Here is a 22,164-nt window from a genome sequence, read left to right as displayed (position 1 = left end):
CGGCGTCGCAGGTCGCAGCTTTCGCTGCGGCAGCCGAGTCTTGGAGGATGTTGTGCGTTTGCTGGTCGTGGATCACCCCTTGGTGGCGCACAAACTCACCACTCTGCGCGACAAGCGCACCGACTCCCCCACCTTCCGGCGCCTCGCCGACGAGCTGGTGACCCTGCTCGCGTACGAGGCCACCCGGGACGTGCGCACCGAGCAGGCCGACATCGTCACCCCGGTCGGCCCGACCACCGGCGTGAAGCTCTCCTACCCGCGGCCGCTGGTCGTACCGATCCTGCGCGCCGGTCTCGGCATGCTCGACGGCATGGTGCGGCTGCTGCCGACCGCCGAGGTGGGCTTCCTCGGCATGGTCCGCAACGAGGAGACCCTGGAGGCCTCCACGTACGCGACGCGCATGCCGGAGGACCTCTCGGGCCGCCAGGTCTACGTGGTGGACCCGATGCTCGCCACCGGCGGCACGCTGGTCGCGGCGATCAGGGAGCTCATCAAGCGCGGTGCGGACGACGTGACCGCGGTGGTGCTGCTGGCCGCGCCCGAGGGCGTCGAGGTCATGGAGCGCGAGCTGGCGGGCACGCCGGTGACGGTGGTGACGGCCGCGGTGGACGAGCGGCTCAACGAGCAGGGCTACATCGTGCCGGGACTGGGCGACGCGGGCGACCGCATGTACGGCTCGGCGGAGTAGCGGCGCGACCGCGAGGAAGCCCGGCCCCCCTTGGGGGAGGCCGGGCTTCTTCATGAGGTCAGCAGGTCAGCAGGTCGCCAGGTCAGCACTTCTTGGCGGGCGCGGGCCGGGGGTTGGCCAGGACGGCGAGGGCCTTGTCCGCGTCGGCCTTCGGCGTGAGCTCCTTGAAGGCGTCGCCCAGGATCAGGTCGATGTCCGCGCTCTCGCGGGCGTCGGTCTGCTGGGTGGCGCCGGCGAGGTTGGTGCCCAGGACGGAGAAGGCGGCCTTGTCCGTCTGCGGCGAGCCGACCAGTATCCCGGCGCCCGGGACCTTCTTGTCGAAGTGGGCGGGGGCGTTGCCGACCTTGCCGATGGCGAAGCCGCGGCTCTTGAGCTCATCACCCACGGCCTTGGCCAGGCCCGCGCGCGGGGTCGCGTTGTAGACGTTGACCGTGATGCCTGCGGGCGGCGGGAGCACGACCTGCGGCGCGGCGGAGGCGGTGGAGCCCGCCTTGGGGGCGGGGGTGGCGCAGTCCTTGGCCGCGGCGGCGGTCTTGCGTTTGTCCGCGTCACCGCCGAACACGTCGATGAGCTGCACGGCCCCGTAAGCGATCAGGGCGAGCCCGATGATCGATCCGAGCACCACGAGGACGATCCGGCGACGGCGTCGAGGGCGGGTCATGCGGGGGTAAGCCGCTCCCGTGACCTTGTACTTTCCGCCCATGCCAGGGGGAGTGAGCATGCTCATGTGCGCAGCGTAATGCCGAGCGCTGCCGATGCCCACTGAATCATCTGTTCATAGGGCAAGCCTGACCCGAAAGGCGCAACCGGGACCTATCAGACAACCGGGAGGGGCCCGTCAGCCCAGCCCGTCAGCCCAGTTCGAGGACGCGCGCGTGCAGGACCTGGCGCTGCTGGAGCGCGGCGCGGACGGCGCGGTGCAGACCGTCCTCCAGGTACAGGTCGCCCTGCCACTTCACGACGTGGGCGAAGAGGTCCCCGTAGAAGGTCGAATCCTCGGCGAGCAGCGTTTCGAGGTCGAGCTGGCCCTTGGTGGTCACAAGCTGGTCGAGCCGGACCGGGCGCGGGGCGACATCCGACCACTGCCGGGTGGTTTCCCTGCCGTGGTCGGGGTACGGCCGCCTATTTCCGATGCGCTTGAAGATCACACGGAAAGCCTACCGGGCAAGGGCCCAGGGGCGCAGCCTTGCGATGACGGTGCAAAGGTGGCAGATAGTGCTAATTCGGGAGTGATATATGAGCCAGAGCACCGACTCCGCATCCCCTGCCGCGTCCCCCGCCGGCCAGATCGCCACGGGGTACGCCTTCACCGGACCCGCGCTCGATCTGGGAGCCCTGCTCTGGGACGGGGCCTGCCTGCCGGAGCACCAGATCCGGATCCCGCTGTCGATGCTCAACCGGCACGGACTGGTCGCGGGCGCCACCGGGACCGGCAAGACCAAGACGCTGCAGCTGATCGCCGAGCAGCTGTCGGCCAACGGCGTTCCGGTCTTCCTCGCGGACATCAAGGGCGATGTCTCGGGGATCTCCGCGCCCGGCACGGCCAACGAGAAGATCGGCGAACGCGCCAAGGACGTGGCCCAGGAATGGGAGGGCGCAGGATTTCCCAGCGAGTTCTACTCGCTGGGCGGGATCGGACCCGGAATCCCCCTCCGGTCCACCGTGACGAGCTTCGGCCCGGTGCTGATGTCCAAGGTGCTCCAGCTCAACCAGACGCAGGAGCAGTCGCTGGGGCTGATCTTCCACTACGCCGATACCAAGGGCCTGGAGCTGATCGACCTCAAGGACCTGCGGGCCGTCGTCGCCTTCCTCGTCTCGGACAAGGGGAAGCCCGAGCTCAAGGGCATCGGCGGACTCTCCACGGTGACCGCCGGAGTGATTCTTCGGGCGCTCACCGCCTTCGAACAGCAGGGGGCGGCGGAATTCTTCGGCGAGCCCGAATTCGACACCAGCGAATTCCTGCGGACGGCGGCGGACGGGCGCGGCCTGGTCTCCGTACTGGAGCTCCCGGCGGTGCAGGACAAACCGCAGCTCTTCTCCACCTTCCTGATGTGGCTGCTTGCGGACCTGTACACCGATCTTCCGGAAGTCGGCGATCTGGAGAAGCCCAAGCTGGTCTTCTTCTTCGACGAGGCGCACCTGCTGTTCAACGGGGCCTCGAAGGCCTTCCTCGAAGCCATCACGCAGACGGTCCGGCTGATCCGTTCCAAGGGCATCGGCGTCTTCTTCGTCACCCAAACCCCCAAGGACGTGCCGGCCGACGTGCTGGCGCAGCTCGGCAACCGGGTGCAGCACGCGCTGCGCGCCTTCACCCCGGACGACGCGAAGGCGCTGAAGGCGACGGTGAAGACCTTCCCGAACTCCGCCTACGACCTGGAGGAGCTGCTGACCCAGCTGGGCACGGGCGAGGCCGTGATCACGGTGCTCAGCGAGAACGGCGCGCCGACACCGGTCGCGGCGACCCGGCTGCGGGCCCCGCAGTCGCTGATGGGGCCGATCGACGCGGCCGCGCTCGACCAGGCGGTGAAGTCCTCGCTGCTCTACTCGCGGTACGCGGAGCCCATCGACCGGGAATCGGCGTACGAGAAGATCTCCGCCGAGCAGGCGGCGGCGGAGGCGGAAGCCGAGGCGGCGGCGGCCGCGGCGGAGGCGGAGAAGCAGGCGAAGGCGGCCGCGAAGGCCGCGCCGAAGCCAGATCCCTCGCTGGCGGAGCAGGTGGTGGGCAGCGGGCTCTTCCGCTCGCTGGCCCGGTCGATCGGTACCCAACTGGGCCGCGAGATCTCCCGGTCCATCTTCGGCACGGCCAGGCGGCGCCGCTGACCCCGCACGGGGGATCCGTACCTGAGGCCCCGTCGGGCCTGCGAGACTCGGAGCATGCGGACCGAACTCACCGATACGACCTCCAGCAAGGTCAACCGGGCCCTGCTCGACGCGCGACGGGCCGTCGGGAGCCCCACGATGGGGCTCGTGCTCAACCTCCTCGTCGTCACGGACGAGGAGAACGCCTACGACGCCGTCCGCGCGGCCTCCGAGGCCTCGCGCGAGCACCCCTGCCGGATCATCGCGGTGATCAAGCGCACCGCACGGGGCTCGCACCGGCTGCGTCAGCACCGGCTCGACGCCGAGCTGCGGGTCGGCGCGGACGCCGGGTCCGGGGAGATCGTGCTGCTCCGGCTGCACGGGGCGCTCACCGAGCACGCGGGCTCCGTGGTGCTCCCGCTGCTGGTGCCGGACGCGCCCGTGGTGGCCTGGTGGCCCGCCGACGCCCCGGACGCGCCCGCCCGGGATCCGCTGGGCGCGCTCGCGCAGCGCCGGATCACGGATGCCGAGGCGGCCGCCGACCCGGTCGCCGCGCTCGACGCCCGGGCCGGCGCCTACGTGCCCGGGGACACCGATCTGGCCTGGACCCGGCTCACTCCGTGGCGTTCGCTGCTGGCCGCCGCCCTGGACCAGAAGCCGCTCCCGGTGACGGGCGCCTCGGTGGAGAGCGAGCCCGGCAACGCCAGCTCCGAGCTGCTGGCCCGCTGGCTGGAGGACCGGCTCGGCGTGCCCGTGGAACGCGTGGCGACCGGGGGCCCGGTCATCACCCGGGTCCGGCTGACGACCTCGGCCGGGGAGATCCGCGTGGACCGCCCGGACGGGGTCCTGGCCACCCTGCTCCTGCCGGGCAGCCCCGACCGCAAGGTGGCGCTGAAGATCCGCAGCAGTGCCGAGCTGATAGCGGAGGAACTGCGACGGCTCGACGCCGACGAGATCTACGCTTCGGCGCTGCGCTTCAGGCGGCCGGCCCAGGCGTCGCTCTCCGCGTAGTGGTTGTCGTAGACGGGCTGGCTGTCGATGATGTCCTGCACCGTGGCCTCGCCGGCCCGGACCCGGCCGAGCAGCCGGTAGTAGTCGAAGCGGCCCATGCCGGGGGTGAAGCCGACGAACACCTCGGCGGTGCTGTCGGCGGCCGGCGCGAAGGCGTGCTTCACGCCGGGGGGCACGGCGAGGAAGTCGCCCTTGGTCAGGGTGTGTATCTCGTCGCCGAGCAGGACGTCGAGCGTGCCGTCCGTCACGTGGAAGAACTCGGTCGCCTTGGTGTGGAAGTGCACCGGGGCGCCCGCCGCGCCGACCTCGAAGGTGGCCGTGTTGCAGGTGAGCTCGGCGGTGTCGGTGAGCAGCGTGATCAGGCTGCCGGGACCGTCGGAGATGATCTCGGCGGAAGCGGCGCGCGTCAGGTTCTCAGTCATGATCACGAGCTTAGGGGCAGGGTCTGACAACCGGCGCGGCACTCGCCCGAATCGTCAATTCCGTTTCCTGGAACCGCTGGTGGCCGCTTTTCAGGCCTTCGCGCCGGCCGCCTTCCCGGCCTTCGCGGCGGCCTTCGCCTCCTGCTTGTGGGCCCGCACCTTGGCCAGCGATTCCGGGCCGGTGATGTCGGCCGCCGACCGGTAGACGTTCGCCGGCCCGTACCCGCCGGCCGCCTCGCGCCAGCCGCGCGGCCGCACCCCGAACCGCTTGCCGAGCAGCGCCAGGAAGATCTGCGCCTTCTGCTCCCCGAATCCGGGCAGCGCCCGCAGCCGGGCCAGCAGCTCGGCGCCGGTACCCGCGTCGGCCCACACCGCCGCCGCGTCCCCTCCGTAGTGCTCCACCAGGTACGCGCACAGCTGCTGCACCCGCTTCGCCATCGACCCCGGGTAGCGGTGCACGGCCGGCTTCTCGGAGAGCAGTGCGGCGAAGGCCTCCGGGTCGTAGGCGGCGATCGCGTGCGCGTCCAGGTCGTCGGAGCCCAGGCGCCGGGCGATCGTCCAGGGCCCCGAGAACGCCCATTCCATGGGTACCTGCTGGTCCAGCAGCATCCCGACCAGCGCGGCGAGCGGGCTGCGCCCGAGCAGCTCGTCCGCCTCCGGCTGCTGGGCGAGCCGGATGGTGACGCTCTTGTTCTTGCCGACCGTGTTCTTGTCGACCTCGTTCTTGTCGTCCATGACCCCAGGGTGCCGCGCGGCCGTGCTCCCCGCGCGGTTGTCAGAGCCCGCGCCTAGCGTGAGTACCGAGACGGGTCACGTCGTACACGACACAGGAGTCGATCGATCATGGCTGAGTTCACGGAAGGCGCGCCCTGCTGGGTGGACGCGATGTTCTCCGATCTGGAGGGCGCGAAGACCTTCTACGCCGATGTGCTGGGCTGGACCTTCGGGGAGTCCAGCAGCGAGTACGGGAACTACACGCAGGCCTACTCCGACGGCAAGGCCGTCGCGGCCGTGGTGCCGCCGATGCCGGGGGCGGAGGGCCAGTCGCAGTGGTGTCTCTACCTCGCCTCGCCCGATGCGACGGCCACGGCCGCGAAGATCAAGGCGGCCGGCGGCGAGGTCCTGATGGAGCCGATGCAGGTCGGCTCCTTCGGCACGATGGCCATCGCCAAGGAGCCGAGCGGCGCCGTCTTCGGCGTCTGGCAGCCCGGCGACCACAAGGGCTTCGAGAAGACCGGCGAGCCGGGCGCGTACTGCTGGGCCGAGTTCTTCTCGCGCGACGTGGCCAAGCCGGACGCGTTCCTCCCGCAGGTCTTCCCGTACGAAGGCAAGCAGATGGACGCCGGCGACGACCCCGAGATGGCCGGGATGGACTTCAAGGTCTTCAGCCTGGGCGGCCCGGAGAACCCGGTGCTGGGCCGGATGAACATGGGCACCGACTTCCCGCCCGAGATCCCCTCGTACGTCCAGGTGTACTTCGCCGTCCCGGACTGCGACGAGGCGGTCGCGAAGACCCAGGCCCACGGCGGCAAGCTGCACTTCGGCCCGATGGACAGCCCCTTCGGGCGCTTCGCGGCCGTGACGGACCCGCAGGGCGCCGCCTTCGCCGTGATCGACGTGGCGAAGACGGTCGGCGAGATGCCGAAGTTCGCCTGACGGGCGTACGGACCCTCAGGCGGCGAAGCCGAGTGCGAAGGCGGCGACGACCGGGGCCAGGTGGATCACCGGGAAGGGGGTGTGGGCATAGGCCCGGGCCCGGGCCACGGTGACCACCGCGCCGGTGTAGTAGAGGACCAGGCACTGACCCGCGCCGCCGCACGGGTGTGACAGGAACCTGGAGATCTACACACCCACCCGCACACCCAGGCCCCTGCCCAGGCCCAGGCTCGGCGGCGCCAGCGCGCCGAACCACACGTGCGTGACCGCGCTGACGTAGCGCGCCCCGCACCGGTCCGAAGGGACCACCAGCTGCGCACCCGCCCGGTCGAGGTCCTCACCGTCGAGGCGGGTCGCCAGCAGCACCGGGCTCGCGCCGAAGTCGGCGTCCAGCTCGGCCCAGGACAGCATCGAATGGTGTCCGTCCCCGCCGGTCACGGCGAGCAGGAACCGCGAACGGTCCTTGCGGCGGCGGGCGTCGAAGGCCGGGCCGGCGTCCGAGACGACCTCCCGGAGCAGCGGGCCCTCGAACACGTGGTGCTGCGGACCGTTCGTCGCGCAGTCGAAGGTGACCGCGGCACGGTGCTGTGCCCAGTCCCGCAGGTCCGCGACGCTGAGCGTCGCCGGGTGGTCCAGGTCTCTGTGCAGCATGAGTTCGGCCATGGCTCACTCATGCCCGGCGCGATGCCCGCCAGAACCTCATCTGCAAGGTTGGTGCCATGATATGAGCCGCAACTATGCCGATTTTGGTCGTATCTGCCTGGCAGATGGAGCGAGCGTCAGGGGCGTCGGCCCCGGGCCTCGTCGATCTTCTGCCAGACCACGTCCCGCGTCACCGGCAGTTCCGTGAAACGGATCCCCGTCGCGTCCCGGAGCGCGTTGGCGAAGGCGGGGCCCACCGGGTTGAAGGGGCTCTCGGACATGGACTTGGCGCCGAGGGGGCCGATCGAGTCGGAGGTCTCCATGAAGTGGACCTCCGTGCGCGGGACGTCCGCGTACTGCGGGAGGCGGTAGCGGCGGAAGGCGGCCGTGGTGACCTCCCCGCGCTCGTCCACCCGTACGGTCTCGAAGAGGGTGGCTCCCAGGGCCTGGGCCACGCCGCCCTCGACCTGGCCGCGGCACTGCATCGGGTTCATGACCTTGCCCGCGTCCGCCGCGTGGACGCTGCGCAGGATCTTCATCTCGCCCGTGCCGGGGTCGACCGCGAGGCGGAACCACTGGGCGTTGAAGGCCACCGAGCGCGGGGAGCCGCCCCAGTGGCCGTCGGCGGCGATCTCGTCGAGCCTGCCCTTGTCGTACGCGGCCTCGTACAGCTCCTTGAGGGTGACGGTCCGGCCCGCGCAGTCGAAGGCCTCGGCCCCCGGCGTGCACAGGTGCCGCGCCACGCCGGTGTGGCGGGCCGCGAAGCTCTTGAGGCGCTCCGCGAGGGAGTCGGCGGCCAGCATCACGGCCTTGCCCGCCACCACCGTGCCGGCCGAGCCGAAGGCTCCGGTGTCGTGGCGGACCACGTCCGTGTCCGACTGGCGGACCGCGATCCGGTCGACCGTGGTGTTCAGCGCGCCGGCGGTGATCTGCTTGTGGACGGTGGTGGTGCCGTTGCCGAACTCGGCCGTGCCCACCGCGATGTCGTACGTGCCGTCCCGCAGCAGGCTGATCCGGGCGTCGGCGTAGTGGCCGCCGGGCGGACCGGTCGCGATCATGGCGACCGCCGTGCCCGTGCCGGTGAGCCAGCCCTCGGGAACGTCCTCGTGGCTGCGGTCCTCGGCGATGGCCTTGCGGACGACGTCCATGCACTGCTTCATCCCGTACGAGGCGATGAAGAGGTCCTCCTCGTGGCCGATCGGGGTCACCATGTGGTCGCCCGGGCCGATGACGTTCTTCTCGCGCAGTTCGAGCGGGTCCATGCCGAGCCGGACGGCGAGCTCGTCCATGACGGATTCGACGGCGAAGAGGACCTGCCCCAGCCCGTAGCCGCGGAAGGCGCCCGCGGGCACGCCGTTGGTGTAGACGGAGTACGCCTCGACCTCCTTGTTCGGCGCCTTGTACACCGCGAAGGACTCGCCGACGCTGTGGAACATGACGGCCGGGCCGTGGTTGCCGTAGGCGCCGGTGTTGGAGACCACGCGGATGCGCAGCGCGGTGAGGGTGCCGTCGGCCTTGGCCCCGATCTTGACGGTGATCTTGAAGGGGTGGCGGGTGGTGGTGCCGTAGAACTGCTCGGCCCGGGTGAATTCGAGTTTCACCGGGCGGCGCAGCTTCAGGGCGGCGAGGACCACGATGTCCTCGGTCAGCATCTCCTGCTTGCCGCCGAACCCGCCGCCCACCCGGCCCGCTACCACGCGGACCTCGTCCTCGTTCAGGTCGTAGAGGGCGCACAGCGCCCGCCGGGTCAGGAACGGCGCCTGGGTGGAGGAGCGGACGGTGATGCGCTCGCCGTCCCCCTCCTCCTTCGGCTCGAAGTACGCGACGCTGCCGTGGGTCTCCAGGCTGGCGTGCTGCACGCGCTGCGTCCGGAAGGTCTCCTCGTAGACCACGTCCGCCTCCGCGTACCCCTTCTCCATGTCTCCAAGGGTGTTGTGGACCTCGCCGCACACGTTGTTCTCGGCGCGGAAGATGCCCGACTCGGGTCCCTTGGGGTGGAGGACGGGCGCGCCGGGCAGCATCGCCTCCTCCGGGTCGATGACGTACGGGAGTTCCTCGTACGTGACCACCACGCGGCGGCAGCCCTCCTCGGCGGCCTGCTCGGAGTCGGCGACGACGGCCGCCACGCGCTGGCCGACGAAGCGGACCACGTCGTCCAGGACCCGGGTGTCCATCGGGTCCTCGGCCGGGTGCTCGTGGCGGGCGCTCGAGTACAGGCGGTCGGGGGCGTCGTGGTGGGTGAGGACCGCGTGCACACCGGGGACCTGGAGGGCGTCGGTGGTGTCGATGGAGACGATCCGGGCGTGCGGGTGCGGGGAGCGCAGCAGCTTCATGTGGAGCAGCCCGGGCACCTCGACGTCGAAGGTGTAGCGGGCCGTGCCCGTGACCACCTGCGGGCCGGCCGGCGCGCCGAGGGACTTGCCCACGGCCTGGCCCGCCTCGGGGGTTTCGACGTGCTTCACGCCGCGCACGGCGTCCTCGATGGCGCGGTAGCCCGTACAGCGGCAGATGTTGCCCTTGAAGGCGCGGGGCAGGTCGTCGAGCTTGCCGTCGTCGTGCGCGGTGCCCTGCTCGGCCCGGAGGGCGGAGGTGGTCATCAGGAATCCGGCGGTGCAGAAGCCGCACTGGAAGCCCTGGGCATCGAGGAACTGCTGCTGGACGGAATGCAGTTCGCCGCCGGGCGAGCACAGTCCCTCGACGGTGGTGACGGAGCGGCCCTCGGCGCGGACGGCCGGGTAGAGGCAGCTGTGGACGGGCTGCCCGTCGACGTGGACGGTGCAGGCGCCGCAGTCGCCCTGGTCGCAGCCCTTCTTCACGCCGAACCAGCCGCGCTCGCGGAGGTAGGTGCGCAGGCACTGGCCGGCGCGGGGCTCCTCGGTGAAACGCTGTTGGTTGATGTCGATCTCGTAGCCGCTGGCGCCGGCGTTGTCGCTGCCGCTGATGGTCATCGCAGTTCCTCCGGAGCGTCCTCGCCCGTCAGTTCGCGGCGGACCTCTTCCGCCAGGAGCAGGCCCATGTGGCGCCGCCAGGCGGGCAGTCCGTGGATGTCGTCGTACCACTCGTCGGGCCGGACCGTGTCGTCGATCGCCCGGCGCAGCCCGTCCGCCGTCGGCGGCAGCGCGAACCAGAAGCGGAAGGGGCGGGTGGTGGCCGCCGAGACCGTGACGGCGAGCGAGCCGTCCTGGGGGTCGTGGGCGCCGATGACGAGGGCGCCGGAGCGGCCGAGACCGTAGAGGGAGGCCTGCCGGAAGGCCGTACGGGAGTCCAGGGCGCGGGCGGGCAGCCGCACCGAGCGCAGCAGCTCGCCGTCGCGCAGGTCCTTGACGCCGGCTCCGCGGATGAAGTCGGTGACGGGCACGCGGCGGGTGGCGCCGTCCTGGCCCTGGAGGAGGACGGTGCCGTCGAGGGCGGCGGTGAGGGAGATCATCGGGCCGGCGGGCAGGCCGTTGCAGAGGTTGCCGCCGACGGTCGCCATGTTCCAGATCTTGAAGCTGGCGAGGAAGGCCCGGCAGCACTGTTCGAACAGCGGCGCGGCCGTGGCGGGCAGGGTCCGGCCGAAGCGGGACAGCTCGGTGACGGTGCAGGTGGCGGCGATGTCCAGGGAGCCGTCGGGCTGCCAGGACAGGGGCGGCCAGCCCATCCGGGAGAGGTCGACGAGACGGCGGACGTGGGGCTGGGGCTCGGAGAAGAGGTACGTCCCGCCACCGAGCCAGGCGTCACCCGGTCGCCAGGGTTCGCGGCGGCGTGCGTCGCGTACGTCGAGCACCGTATTGAGATCCATTTCCCGCCATCCTTCCGTCGTCGTCTCGTACTCCAGCCAGTGAAACAACGGGCCGGGCACCGGGACGACTGGTCCCCGGCACGGAAAAACACCAGGGCCGACGGGGCGTCCCTGGTGGATCATCCAAGAGGTTGTTCGAGGTGTTGCCCTTGCATTTACCATGGTAACTCTCATATTCGCCTCGCGATTGTGGGCTGCCACCCGCCGCAAGGAGTCCCCGCCATGCACGTCCTCGACCTACTCCAGTCCGACAACCTCGGCCTCACCCTGCTGTGGGGCGAGCAGTCCCTTCTCGGCCAGGAGGTCAGCGGGGTGACCGCCACCGACCTGGAGGACCCGGGCCGGTTCCTGGGTCCCGGGGAGCTCGTGCTCAGCGGCCTCGTGTGGTGGCGTCCGGGGGCGTCGGCCGCCGCCAGGACCGACCGGTTCGTCGCGGCCCTCGCCGACGCCGGAGCGCGGGCGCTGCTGGCCGGCGAGGAGACCCACGGAGGGGTGCCCGAGGAGCTCGTCGCCGCCTGCCGGGCCCACCGGATGCCGCTCGTGGCGGTGCCCGCGCAGACCAGCTTCCGGGCCGTCACCGAAGCGGTGTACCTGCGCCAGTGGGGCGATCTCAGCAGGCGCCCCACCCGGCACTTCGCGCTCCCCGAGAACGTGCGCAGCGAGCTCAGCCGGCTCCTGGAGGGCGGGGCCGGGCCGGCGGAGCTGCTGGACCGGGCGTGCGCGCACCTGGGCCGACTGCCCTGCTACCTGCTGACCGCGAGCGGCCGCACGGTGGCCCGTACCCCCTCGGCGCCCCCGATCCCGGCGCGGCGGGCCGCCTCCGCCGCGAAGGGCGGGGTCTCGCTGGGAGTCGAGAGCGAGAGCTCCCCGTACGACGCCTGGCTGCTGCACGTCCCGGACGCCGACGCGGCGCCGCCGCGGGTGCTCCACGAGATCGCCGAGGTGTTCGCGCAGTACCGCGACGGCCGGGCCCGCCGGGTGGCCGCGCGCCGGGCCGCCGGCCGGGACCTGCTCGCCCTGGTGGCGGACGGTGCCGAACCGGATCTCGTCGGCGCCGCCCTCCAGGTGGCCGGACTGCCCGCCGGGGGCCCGTACCGCGTGGTGACGGCGACCGACGGGGACGCGCTGGCGGAGGCGCTGGGGCACCTGGAGGGCGCCCGGTGGGCGGCGGGTCCGGGCGGGGCGGTGCTCTACGAGGGCCCGGACGGGGCCGCCTCCCCCGAGGCGGCGGCCGCCACCGACGATCTCGCCGACCGGCTGCGCGCGGTGTGGCCGCTGCTCCAGGCGTGCGCCGAACCGGGGAGCGACCTGCGGCTCGGCGTGGGCGCGCGGACGGCCTCGGCCGAGGGGCTGGGCGCGTCACTGTGCCAGGCGCGCTTCGCGCTGACAGCCGCGGACGCGCAGGTCGCGGTCCGCGGGGTCGAGCAGCTGGACACCCTGGCCGAACTGCTGTCGGGGGTCCCGCCGGAGGTCCGCGGCGTGTTCGGGGCGCGGACGCTGGGCTCGCTCGGGGACGGGATGCTGCGCGAGACGCTGGAGGTGTTCCTCGCGAACAACTGCTCGTGGACGCGTACGGCGGAGGCGCTGCACCTGCACGTGAACACGGTCCACTACCGGATCGAGCGCGTGGAGGCCCTGACCGGCCGCGACCTGTCCCGCCTCGACCACAAGCTGGACCTGTACGCGGCCCTGCGCTGCTAGGGCCGGCCCGCCGGGCGGGGTCTAGAACGCCAGGTCGATGTGCACGTCCGTGGACTTCACCCGGGCCGTCACGATGACCCCGACCGCGATGCCGAGCTCCTCGACCGACTCCCGGGTCACCACGGAGACCAAGCGGTGCGGGCCCGACTGGATCTCGACCCGGGCCGCGACCTCGTCGACCCGGACGGCGGTGACGATCCCGGCGAAGGAGTTGCGCACGGAGGTGGCGGGGGCCTTCTCCGGCACCGGATGCAGCCCGGCGGCCCGCTCCTTGGCGAAGGCGGCGAGGGCCACCCCGTCGACGGTCCGCCCCCCGTCGGGCGCTCGCAGGGCGGGCAGCCGCTCCCCGTCGGCCCAGCGGCGGACGGTTTCGGGGCTCACGCACAGCAGGCCGGCGGCCTGCCCCATCGAGTACGAAGGCACGCGCGCAGCCTAGTGGCGCGCCCGGGCCCGGCGGGCCCGTCCGGGTGGGTGCAAAATTCATCTAACGGGGCAAAGAGGTCAAGGGGCGTAGCGTCGTAGGAGCGACCGGAAACGTGAAAGAAGGGTGCCGCCGATGTCCGTCCCGCCTGTCCCGCCCACCCCGCCCGCACTCCCCCTCCTCGTCGGGTTCGACGGGTCGCCCCGGAGCCTCGCCGCCGCCCAGTGGGCCGCCCGCGAGGCCGTGGCGGCCGGGGCGCCGCTCCGGCTGCTCCACGTGGGTCAGGCCTGGCCGAAGGTCCAGCCGATCTCCGTGGAGTTCCAGCCCGTGCTCGGCGCGAGCGAGCACGTCGCCAGGACCGCGATGTCGGCCCTCGCCGAGGAGCTCCGCGCCGCCCACCGGGGCCTGACCGTCGAGACGGCCACGGCCGAGGGCGGCCCCGGCAACGAGATCCCGCGGGAGGCCGGCCGGACGGATACGGGGCTGATCGTGCTCGGTGCGAGCGGCGAGGACCGCCACATGGTTCCGCAGCTCGGCTCCACCGCGCTGCACGTCGCGGGCCGCGCCGAGATCCCGGTCGTCCTCGTACGGGAGTCCGCCGCGCGCGCACCGCACGGACGCGGGGTCGTCGTCGGGGTGGACCCGACGGGCGACCACGGCGCGGTGCTCGACTTCGCGTTCGCCTGGGCGGCGCGGCACGGCCTCCTGCTGTGCGCGGTGCACGCGGTGTCCACGGGGCCGGTGGACCCGGAGCCGCTCGAAGCCGCCGTGGCCGCGGCCGGCACGCGCCACCCGCAGGTCCGGGCCGAGTGCGTGACCCGCCCCGGCGACCCGGCGAAGCTCCTGCTCGACCAGTTCGACGAGGCCGACCTCCTGGTCGTGGGCCGTCGCCACCACCGCCCCCTGCACGGCATGGGCCCCACGGACCACGCGGTGTCCCACCACGCCCACAGCCCGGTGGCCCTGATCCCCCACGGCTAGGCCCTACTTGTCACCCGCCGGGCCGTACCACTGGAGGGCCTGGCCGGTGACGGCCGCGATGCACTCGAAGTCGCGGTCGCGGTGCAGGAGGGTCAGCCCCTGCAGTTCCGCGGTCGCGGCGACGACGAGGTCCACCGCGCCGGTGCTGCGGTGCTGCCCCCGCCGGGTCAGCAGGTCCTGCACGTGCCAGGCCCGGTCGTAGGCGCGGTCGTCGACCGGCACCCAGCCGAACACCAGCCGCATGTCCTCGATCCCCCGGATCCGGTCCTCTGCGGACCTGGCGCTGTAGAAGAACTCCAGCTCGGTGATCGGGCAGGTGGCGATGAGCCCGGCTGCCGCCGCCTGGTCCCAGCCGTACTGTTCGGCGTCGCCCCGCATGAGTCGGGCCAACGCGCTCGTGTCGATGAGGAATTGGGCAGCGCTCACCGCCGGTAGTTCCCCTTGTCGTCAAAAAGATCCAGTTCGACGGCGCCATCGGCGGCGGCCGCACGGAGACGTGTCAGTGCGAGAGCTCGGCGCCGGGTCTCCAGCACCTCGCGCAAGGCGGTGTTGACGGTGTCCCTCTTGGTGCTGGTGCCAAGGGCTTGGGCGACGTCGGCGAGCAGCTCATCGTCGAGATCGATCACGGTTCTACTCACGAGGCACCTCCGTTGATATCAACTCGGATGCCGATTATATCTTCGAAGGATCTTCCGGGGAACCTTTACGGGCGGCCCCTACCGCCGCAGCAGCACGATCACCGAACCCCACATCGTCAGCAGTACGTTGCCCAGGGCGTACGGCACCGTCGTCCCCAGGGCCGGGATCTGGCTGCGCGCGCGTTCCGTCAGGGCGCCCAGCGCGGCCGTCGTGGTCTGGGCTCCGGCCAGGGCGCCGAGCAGGATCGGGAGGGGGAGGCGCTGCACGAAGTGCCCGTAGACGAATCCGGCCAGCAGCGGCACGGTCGTCACGGCCGCGCCCCAGAGCAGCAGCGGCCAGCCGGCTTCGCGCAGGCCCGGGACGAAGCTCGGGCCGGCGTTGAGGCCGACGACCGTGACGAACACGCACAGCCCGAGCGTGCCCATCAGCCACTGCGCCGCCGACGGCAGGTTCCCGTACGTGGGGTACTTGCTCCGGATCCAGCCGAAGACCAGCCCCATCAGCAGCGCCCCGGTGGAGGTGGACAGCGACAGCGGGGCGCCGGCCGCGTGCAGCGCCGGAATGCCGAGGCAGCCGCCGAGGAAGAGCCCGAGCGCGATCCACACCATGTCCGTGGCGAAGCTGGTCGGCACCGGCTTGCCCAGCTCCGCCGCGGCCGCCTCCACCCGGCTGCGCGGCCCCGTGAGGACCAGGGTGTCGCCCCGCTCCACGGTGCTGTCGAGCCGGACCCGCAGGTCGGCGCCGGCCCGCCAGTGCTCGTCCACGAAGACGCCCGGCATGAACTCCTCGTGGCGCAGGGTGCGGATCGTGCGGCCGCTGAGGTTCCGGTCGGTGATGACCACGTGCAGGGACTCGGTGCGGTAGGCGAGCAGCTCGAAGTCGTCCGTCTCCATCCCGATGTGGGTGCGCGCGTCGTACGCGACCAGGTCGCCGCGGACGGCGCTGACGGCCAGGATGTCGCCCAGCTCCACCCGGGTTTCCGCGGTGTGCTCCAGGATCTCCCCGGCGCGGCGCAGCCGGGTGATGTAGAGCCGCCGCCCGGCGGCCTTCTGCTCCGCCTCGAAGTCCCCGATCGTGCGCCCCGCGAAGGCCGCCACGTCGACGGCGTACGCGCGCAGCACGTGCTTGTAGTAGCCCTCCCCGGCGTCGGGGTCGTCGTCCGAGGCCTCCAGGTCGGCGGCGAGCACGGCGCTCTCGACCGCCAGGTCCCGGCGCAGGATCCTGGGCAGGATCCCGGCGAGGAGCAGCGCGGGCAGGACCGTACCGAGGGGGTACGTGACCGCGTAGGCGACGGCGATCAGATGCGACTGGTCCCGGGCCTCGGCCGCGCTGACGCCGGGCAGATGGGCGATGGCGTCGGAGCCGACGCCGATGACGGCGGACTGGGTGAGGCCGCCGCCGAGCAGACCGGCGGACAGGCCTGTGCCGTACCCGGCGAGCGTGGCGCAGGCCCAGGCGGTGGCGAGTCCGGTGACGCAGACGATGAGGGCCAGGACGACCTGGGGGAGGCCGTCCTTGCGCAGGGCGCGGAAGAACTGCGGGCCGACGTCGTAGCCGAGGGCGAAGAGGAACATGAGGAAGAAGACGGACTTGATCGGACCGTCGATCTCGACCTTGGCCTGGGAGCCGATGACCAGGCCGGCGACGAGGCATCCGGTGACGGCGCCCAGCGCGATCGACTTGTACCGGACGCGGCCGAGCAGGAAGCCGACGGCGATGGTCAGGAAGATCAGCAGCTCGGGGTAGGGCTGGAAGATCTCCTTCCTGAGCCAGTCCATCCCTGCCTCCTCCCGCGCCTCCTCGGCCGTCTCGGGCAACGGTATGTGCGGGTATGTCCGCCCGCACGTCCAGAAACCGCTGCCGCCCGAGCGGGTCAGCCGGTGACCCGCTCGGCGAGGTACTGCTCCCAGGTGCGCCTGCCGAACGCGTGGTCGGGGGCGGTCAGGTGGCCGGCGCGCCAGGCGGCCCCGACCTTTCCGGGGATCCGGACGGGAAGGACGGCGCGGCGCTTGCCCGTCGCGCGCAGCCAGCCCCTGGCGAGATCGGCGGCCCGGTACACGGCCGGTCCGGCGAAATCGGGCACCCGGCCGGCCGGGTCGCCGAGGGCCAGCTCGACCAGCCGGTCCGCCACCTCGCCCGGGTCGGCCGGCTGGCAGTCGGTGCCGGACGGTACGAGGACCACCGGGAGCTTGGACAGGGCCCCGAGGGCGAGGTCGAGCAGTGCGGGGAACTGGGTGGCCCGGATGCTGGTCCAGCCGGTGTCCGAGGCGGCCAGCAGACGCTCGCACTCCAGCTTCACCCGGTAGTAGGGGTAGGGGATCCGGTCGACGCCGACGATCGAGATGTTGACGACGTGCTCGACGCCGGCCCGCTTCCCGGCTTCCAGCAGGTGCCGGAGGGCGGGGACGTCGTTCTTGAAGTGCCGGAGGTCGCTCGCGCAGTGGATGACCGTACGGACGCCCGCGAGCGCCTCGTCCAGTCCGGCGCCGGCGGTCAGGTCGCCGGTGTACCAGTCCACCCCGGCGTCGTCCGGCAGGTCCGTCCGGCGCGTGAGCGCGCGGATCGGGCGTCCGGTGCGGCGGACCCGCTCCAGCACCTCGCGGCCGAGCATGCCCGTCGCCCCGGTCACCATGATCGTGTCGTTCTCCATCGGTCCCAGCCTTTCGAAGCCGCCGTCACGGCCGCTGTCGCCGCCGTCACCGATGAAGAACCGACGGGTCAGGCGTTCTGTGACAGGTTTCGGAGCTGAGTCGCGAGGAAGCCGAGTTTGTCCGGGTTCAGCACGAGCCGGACGCCGGTGATCCCGCCCTCGCCGAGCTCCAGCGCCCCGAACGCGGTCAGCTCGCCGTCCGCCCAGCCGACCACCGCCGGAACGCCGTTCACCTCGGCGAAGGAGATCTCCGCGGCGTTGACCCACCGGGAGAAGAGACCGACCAGGAATCGGGCCGCCTTGTCCCGCCCGGCCACCGGCCGGCTCGCGGCGCTCGCCTTGCCGCCGCCGTCCGACCAGACGACCACCTGCTCGGAGAGCAACCGCTCCAGCCCGTCCATCGCACCCTCGGACGCGGCGGCCAGGAACCGGGCGAGCAGTTCGTCGTCCTGCTCCCGCGAGCTGGTGAACCGGGGCCGGCCGTCGGCCAGGTGCTGCCTGGCCCGGCCGTGGAGCTGGCGCGCGTTCGCCTCCGAGCAGTCCAGGACGCCCGCGATGTCCCGGTGGCTGTAGCCGAAGGCGTCGCGCAGCACCACGGCGGCCCGCTCGGGCGGCGACAGCCGCTCCATCAGCGTCAGCACGGCGAACGACACCGAGTCCCGCTGCTCCGCCGTCTCCATCGGCCCCAGCACCCCGTCGCCGGTCCCCACCGGCTCGGGGATCCAGGGCCCGAAGTACTCCTCGCGCCGCACCCGGGCGGAGGTGAGCCGGTTCAGGCACAGGTTGGTGACCACCTTGGCCAGCCAGGGGCCGGGCGCCGCCACTTGGCCGGGCTCGGCGCCGTGCCAGCGCAGGTACGCGTCCTGCACGGCGTCCTCGGCCTCGGCGGCCGAGCCGAGCATCCGGTACGCCAGCGAGAACAGACGGGGTCGGTGGGCCTCGAACTCCTGTGCCGTGTCCATGGCACCACGCTAAGCGCGGGCCCCCGGCGGCCCCCCGGCAGGCGGCCCCGTGAGCAGGCCGAGCACCTGCCGCGGTGTCCAGTGCCCGGCCGCGCCCGGGCAGGCGGACAGGTAGTCGGCGATCTCCCGCTCCCCCCACGGCCCCGACTCCAGCAGGCCGCCCGCCAGGTACCGCAGGTACGCGGCGGACGGCGCGAGCGGCTCGATGTCCCGCAGGGACCAGGGGGCGGTGAACGTCAGCACCGGGATGCCCTCGACCGCCCCCGGGCAGACCAAGGTCCCGTAGCGGCCGCCGCCCGACTCGTCGCGGCCGTCGCGCAGCACCTTGGCGAGGTCGAGATCCGGTCCCGGTTCCCGGTACATCTCCTGCGCGGCGATGTCCGACACCTGGCCCACGGTCACCAGGTGGGCGCGCCCCAGCAGGCGACCCGGCGCCGAAGGATCGTAGAAGCCCCTCCCGCCCGTCCACACCGGGGACTCCGTGGCGAAGCAGAGGCATCCGGCGAGCCGGACGGCGATCGACCGCTCCGGCGCCCGCCGGTCCCGGCACCCGGGATACGAGCGCGCCGCGCCGGGCGGCGTCCCTCCGGCGATGTAGGCGGTCAGCCGGTCCCTGTGCATGTTGGACCCGTACGAGGCGTACCAGACCCGGCCGTGAACCGCCGGGGCATCGACGCCGAGCGGGAGCGGGACGGCGGTGTGGACGACCATGCGGTTCCTCGCCTGCGGACCGTATGCGGGGGGAAAGTCGAAGAGCCCCGCTGCAAGCAGCGGGGCTCTTCGACGTATTGCCCGGTGAGAGCAATGGCGGAGGATACGAGATTCGAACTCGTGAGGGGTTGCCCCCAACACGCTTTCCAAATGTTCGTACGCCCGTCCGGAGAGGGTCGTATCCGTTCTGACCTGGGCCGGAACCTGACCCAGAGGGTTCGCCGGATGGCCCTGGACGGGTACGAATGAGACCGGAACTGAGACCGGTCTCCGGTCCCTGAGCCCGTTCGGCCTACTGGGGCATGACGCCGTGGATGCGGGAGAGCGTGAAGACGCGTTCGGCTTCGCGCAGGTGGCACCAGGCTTCCAGGTAGGGCGGGTCGAGTTCCAGGCTGCTCAGGGTGCGGACGGTGCGACTGCCCGAGGCCGCGACGTACTCGACGGTGATGGCGGTGCCGGCGTCGATGGCTCGGGCGAGCTGGCGGACATCGCTGTACGCAAGGTGCTTCGCGTATCTGGCGACGATTTCTTCGGTGTCCGTCCCGAAGGGGACTCCGCTGCCGAAGGGGTCGGGTTCCGGCACGGTCGGTGGTGCGGCCAGCAGCCGGACAGCTAGCTCATCGAGGTCGGCGCCGCCCGGGACCTTCGACGTACGAATGGCCGCGCCGCTTCGGGTGCCACGCTTGTCGTTGGTCTGCCGAGGGGCCGGAACAGGAGCGGCCGCCCGCTGGGGCCGGATCTTCTCGACGCGTACGGTTCCCCCGGCCGTTTCGGCGACGGGGGCGTAGCCCTCGGCGCGGAGCGCTGCGAGGGTTGTGTCGAGCGAGCTACGACTGACCAGAACAGTTGGCGCGAGCTGGCGCAGGCCGAGCTTGGAGAGCCCCCGGTGGGCGGCGAGTTCGGCCAGGAGCGCCGGCTCCTCGCCGTGGAGGACGCAGGCGGCCGGGGCGATGTGCACGCGTCCGTGGCCCCGCGCGGTGTCGGCGATGAGATAGGACAGCGGCTGGGGCAGGGGCCCGGCTGCGATGGCGGCCAGATCGGCTGCGATGTCCCTCGGGGCGCGGCCGGCGTCCAGGGCCCGTCGGATGCTGCCGGAGCTGAACCGCCACACCGAGGCCGTGCCACTGGTTTCCCGGTCAGCGGTGGCATCGAGGACCACGGCGACCCGCGCGGCCGGTGTGCCGGCGACGACGGCGGTGAGGTCGCCGCCGATCCGGGCGGTTTCGGCGGCCGGGGGCAGCAGTCGTCGGCAGGTGGCGGTCAGTCCTTCCGCGTCGTAGGCGAGCAGATGGACGCCCAGAGCCGACAGGGCGCCTCGGGCGATCACTCCGAACATTTCGGCCTCGCGGATCACCGTGGCGAACGGGGTGATGTCCGTAGGTGAGGTGTCGGCGAGCGGGCGGTGCCAGGCCACCGTCGGTCCGAGATCGGAAACGTCCTTCACACCCTGACCGGCCGGGAGCCGTGCCGCTGCGGCAAACAGCCCGTCGCGGGCCTGCCGGCAGCCGTTACAGGGCGGCGCTCCCGCGAGGGCTGGTAGCGCCTTGTTGTCCTCGTCGCGTGCCCGGGTGGGAGTGAGCGGCAGTTCGCGCCATGCCTGGAGCAGCGTGGCAAGCCGCTCCGCGGGCTCCTGTTCCGCCCAGACGTCATAGGCCTCGGTCGGTGCCACGCGGTCGCCGACCCGGGCCAGCAGCCCGGCCGCGTACGCGACCTCCAGGGTGATGCGGACCACGGCATCGCCGGCATGGGCGGCCTTGCCGATTCGGGCCAGCTCACGCGCGCCGATCCCACCGGACTTGAGTCTGGCGGGCGGAGCCGCGGAACAGGCCGAGAGGACCGAGGCGGCCTGGGTCAACAACGCCGCAGCCGAGGCTGCGGCCTCCCGCTCCACCTCGGCGGGGGTGATGGACACCAGCTGAGGGGACGGTGGAAGCGGGGTGAAGGGGGCGCGCCAAGTGGGCCCGCGCAACGCCAGCGCGACTTCGACCGGCATACGCGCGGGATCGTATCGGCGGCGGTCCTGGATCAGCAGGCCCCGGTCGAGTGCCCACCGCGCCCCCGGTTCGAGGACGGGGCCAGGGGTCCCGAACACGATGGCCTGCGGCTGCCTCGGCGCAGACCCTGCCCGGTGGGACAGCAGCTTCTGTGTGACCGCGGGCGCTCGTGCCACCACTTCGGCAATGACTTCGGGGTCGCTGTGGTGCGCGACGAGCGCCGCCATACGCTGCTGCTTGGTGCCGGGCGGCTTGATGCCCAGCGCCGCCAACATGCCGCGCAGCTCGTCGGAGGTCATGTCCGCCAGCAGCTCCGCAATTGGTGCGTCCAGGCCGAGCGGCGCGTCCCATGCCGCCCGCAACGGTGCCGCCGTGTGGAGCCTTCCGTTGTGGTCCGGCCAAACCAGCGCGTGCTCGGCCAGAGTCTCCAGGACCGCTCCCAGTGCGAGACCGGCCTCGCCTGCCGTCGCTCCCAGCAGCTTCGCCAGGGCCTTGCGCGACGCGGTCGTCCCGAGCGCCGCCACGGCCTCGGCCACCTGCAAGTCGGGCAGGGTGAGCAGGGGCAGCGCTAGTGCCACCGACCCCGGCCGCTGAAGTCGGTCCGCCAGCTCCCCTACCGAGCGGGGCTCCGGAGGGGACGCGGTGTCGTTCCGTGTCGCGAGCACACGTGCCAGGCGCGGGCCGTCGAGACCGCTCAGCCAGGCTGTCAGCGTTGATCCGGACGCCATCGAAACCTCTCCTCCGGCCAGGAAACGGGCCGTGGCCGGACCTCGGCCAGTCCGGCACCGGGCTCAAGGATGGCCCATCCGGTGGGTGTGGACGTCTCGCAGGGTGAAAGATCCCCGCCCACGGGTGACATCGAGCCGCGGACGCCCTGCCCACCCTGACGCCGGGCGGGTTCGTCAGGGTGACAGGTCCTCCAACGAGCGCGGTCCGCGGAGGAGGAGTCCTCCCGATTGGCGACTACTCGGGCCAGTCGGCATCGATTTTCTATTCTCCGCCGACATGAGAAGCTCCATTCTCCACATCGTCGGGATGCACGAGGGAGTCCTGGATGCCCAAGATGCGCATAAGTGACTTGACCGACACGACTCGGCTATTGCCAA

General features: G+C 72.0%; 21 protein-coding genes. 6 read left to right on the top strand and 15 right to left on the bottom strand.

Annotation, left to right across the window (positions count from 1 at the left end; all coding sequences use genetic code 11):
• Positions 1–52: 52 nt before the first annotated feature.
• Complete coding sequence (gene upp / locus OG435_RS22320; RefSeq protein ID WP_266879055.1) at positions 53–688, top strand: uracil phosphoribosyltransferase; 636 nt, start codon at positions 53–55, stop codon at positions 686–688.
• 82 nt (positions 689–770) lie between these two features.
• On the opposite strand, the gene OG435_RS22315 is transcribed toward upp, so the two are convergent.
• Positions 771–1,415: a LytR C-terminal domain-containing protein gene (locus tag OG435_RS22315; RefSeq protein WP_266879053.1), complete on the bottom strand. Its 645-nt coding sequence runs from the start codon at positions 1,413–1,415 to the stop codon at positions 771–773.
• A 124-nt stretch (positions 1,416–1,539) separates the two neighbouring features.
• Positions 1,540–1,836 (bottom strand): type II toxin-antitoxin system VapB family antitoxin, encoded by a 297-nt coding sequence (locus OG435_RS22310; RefSeq protein ID WP_266879051.1) that lies wholly within the window; start codon positions 1,834–1,836, stop codon positions 1,540–1,542.
• An 88-nt stretch (positions 1,837–1,924) separates the two neighbouring features.
• Here OG435_RS22310 and OG435_RS22305 point away from each other — a divergent pair, with 88 nt between their 5' ends.
• Positions 1,925–3,508 (top strand): helicase HerA-like domain-containing protein, encoded by a 1,584-nt coding sequence (locus OG435_RS22305; RefSeq protein WP_266879050.1) that lies wholly within the window; start codon positions 1,925–1,927, stop codon positions 3,506–3,508.
• A 54-nt stretch (positions 3,509–3,562) separates the two neighbouring features.
• Positions 3,563–4,498, top strand: a complete 936-nt coding sequence (gene opcA, locus OG435_RS22300; protein WP_266879048.1) for a glucose-6-phosphate dehydrogenase assembly protein OpcA — start codon at positions 3,563–3,565, stop codon at positions 4,496–4,498.
• Here opcA and OG435_RS22295 read toward each other — a convergent pair.
• Both OG435_RS22295 and OG435_RS22290 read right to left on the bottom strand, forming a co-directional pair.
• The gene (locus OG435_RS22295; RefSeq protein WP_266879046.1) at positions 4,444–4,920 is read right to left on the bottom strand and encodes a cupin domain-containing protein; all 477 of its coding nucleotides are present in this window, start codon (positions 4,918–4,920) and stop codon (positions 4,444–4,446) included. The two genes, opcA and OG435_RS22295, sit on opposite strands and share 55 nt — an antisense overlap.
• Positions 4,921–5,010: 90 nt before the next feature.
• Positions 5,011–5,655 carry an HhH-GPD-type base excision DNA repair protein gene (locus OG435_RS22290; protein WP_266879044.1) on the bottom strand — a complete coding sequence of 215 codons (645 nt, stop codon included), beginning with the start codon at positions 5,653–5,655 and terminating at the stop codon, positions 5,011–5,013.
• 108 nt (positions 5,656–5,763) lie between these two features.
• On the opposite strand from OG435_RS22290, the gene OG435_RS22285 reads away from it, so the two are divergent.
• The gene (locus tag OG435_RS22285) at positions 5,764–6,576 is read left to right on the top strand and encodes a VOC family protein (protein WP_266879042.1); all 813 of its coding nucleotides are present in this window, start codon (positions 5,764–5,766) and stop codon (positions 6,574–6,576) included.
• 186 nt (positions 6,577–6,762) lie between these two features.
• Here the strand turns inward: OG435_RS22285 and OG435_RS22280 are convergent, their stop codons facing one another.
• The 3 genes from OG435_RS22280 to OG435_RS22270 all read right to left on the bottom strand — a co-directional run bounded on the left by OG435_RS22280 (position 6,763) and on the right by OG435_RS22270 (position 10,999).
• Positions 6,763–7,239 (bottom strand): molybdopterin-dependent oxidoreductase, encoded by a 477-nt coding sequence (locus OG435_RS22280; RefSeq protein WP_266879040.1) that lies wholly within the window; start codon positions 7,237–7,239, stop codon positions 6,763–6,765.
• Between the two features lie 116 nt (positions 7,240–7,355).
• The gene (locus tag OG435_RS22275; protein ID WP_266879038.1) at positions 7,356–10,166 is read right to left on the bottom strand and encodes a molybdopterin-dependent oxidoreductase; all 2,811 of its coding nucleotides are present in this window, start codon (positions 10,164–10,166) and stop codon (positions 7,356–7,358) included.
• Positions 10,163–10,999 (bottom strand): FAD binding domain-containing protein, encoded by an 837-nt coding sequence (locus tag OG435_RS22270; protein WP_266879036.1) that lies wholly within the window; start codon positions 10,997–10,999, stop codon positions 10,163–10,165. The genes OG435_RS22275 and OG435_RS22270 overlap by 4 nt, the downstream gene beginning before the upstream one ends.
• Positions 11,000–11,221: 222 nt before the next feature.
• Here OG435_RS22270 and OG435_RS22265 point away from each other — a divergent pair, with 222 nt between their 5' ends.
• Positions 11,222–12,700, top strand: coding sequence for a helix-turn-helix domain-containing protein (locus tag OG435_RS22265; protein ID WP_266879034.1), 1,479 nt, complete (start codon positions 11,222–11,224; stop codon positions 12,698–12,700).
• 21 nt (positions 12,701–12,721) lie between these two features.
• Here the strand turns inward: OG435_RS22265 and OG435_RS22260 are convergent, their stop codons facing one another.
• Positions 12,722–13,123: a TOBE domain-containing protein gene (locus OG435_RS22260; protein WP_266879032.1), complete on the bottom strand. Its 402-nt coding sequence runs from the start codon at positions 13,121–13,123 to the stop codon at positions 12,722–12,724.
• 133 nt (positions 13,124–13,256) lie between these two features.
• On the opposite strand from OG435_RS22260, the gene OG435_RS22255 reads away from it, so the two are divergent.
• Positions 13,257–14,102: a universal stress protein gene (locus OG435_RS22255; protein ID WP_266879030.1), complete on the top strand. Its 846-nt coding sequence runs from the start codon at positions 13,257–13,259 to the stop codon at positions 14,100–14,102.
• A 3-nt stretch (positions 14,103–14,105) separates the two neighbouring features.
• Here OG435_RS22255 and OG435_RS22250 read toward each other — a convergent pair whose 3' ends face one another.
• The 7 genes from OG435_RS22250 to OG435_RS22220 all read right to left on the bottom strand — a co-directional run bounded on the left by OG435_RS22250 (position 14,106) and on the right by OG435_RS22220 (position 21,786).
• Entirely contained in the window at positions 14,106–14,528 is a 423-nt protein-coding gene (locus OG435_RS22250; RefSeq protein WP_266879028.1) for a PIN domain nuclease, read from the bottom strand.
• Positions 14,525–14,740 carry a type II toxin-antitoxin system VapB family antitoxin gene (locus OG435_RS22245; protein ID WP_266879026.1) on the bottom strand — a complete coding sequence of 72 codons (216 nt, stop codon included), beginning with the start codon at positions 14,738–14,740 and terminating at the stop codon, positions 14,525–14,527. The genes OG435_RS22250 and OG435_RS22245 overlap by 4 nt, the downstream gene beginning before the upstream one ends.
• A 78-nt stretch (positions 14,741–14,818) precedes the next feature.
• Positions 14,819–16,519 (bottom strand): aspartate-alanine antiporter, encoded by a 1,701-nt coding sequence (gene aspT / locus OG435_RS22240; RefSeq protein ID WP_266879024.1) that lies wholly within the window; start codon positions 16,517–16,519, stop codon positions 14,819–14,821.
• 95 nt (positions 16,520–16,614) lie between these two features.
• Complete coding sequence (locus OG435_RS22235) at positions 16,615–17,391, bottom strand: SDR family oxidoreductase (RefSeq protein ID WP_266879022.1); 777 nt, start codon at positions 17,389–17,391, stop codon at positions 16,615–16,617.
• Positions 17,392–17,459: 68 nt separating this feature from the next.
• Positions 17,460–18,353, bottom strand: a complete 894-nt coding sequence (locus OG435_RS22230) for an RNA polymerase sigma-70 factor (protein ID WP_266879020.1) — start codon at positions 18,351–18,353, stop codon at positions 17,460–17,462.
• A gap of 9 nt (positions 18,354–18,362) precedes the next feature.
• Positions 18,363–19,064: a histone deacetylase gene (locus tag OG435_RS22225; RefSeq protein WP_266879018.1), complete on the bottom strand. Its 702-nt coding sequence runs from the start codon at positions 19,062–19,064 to the stop codon at positions 18,363–18,365.
• 292 nt (positions 19,065–19,356) lie between these two features.
• On the bottom strand, positions 19,357–21,786 hold the full coding sequence (locus tag OG435_RS22220; protein WP_266879016.1) for a helicase-associated domain-containing protein: 2,430 nt from the start codon (positions 21,784–21,786) through the stop codon (positions 19,357–19,359).
• Positions 21,787–22,164 lie beyond the last annotated feature (378 nt).

The sequence above is a fragment of the Streptomyces sp. NBC_01264 genome, from assembly GCF_026340675.1.
Taxonomy (GTDB): domain Bacteria; phylum Actinomycetota; class Actinomycetes; order Streptomycetales; family Streptomycetaceae; genus Streptomyces.
The sequence above is the reverse complement of the archived record's forward strand: the minus strand, read 5'-3'. Positions and strand labels throughout refer to the sequence as shown.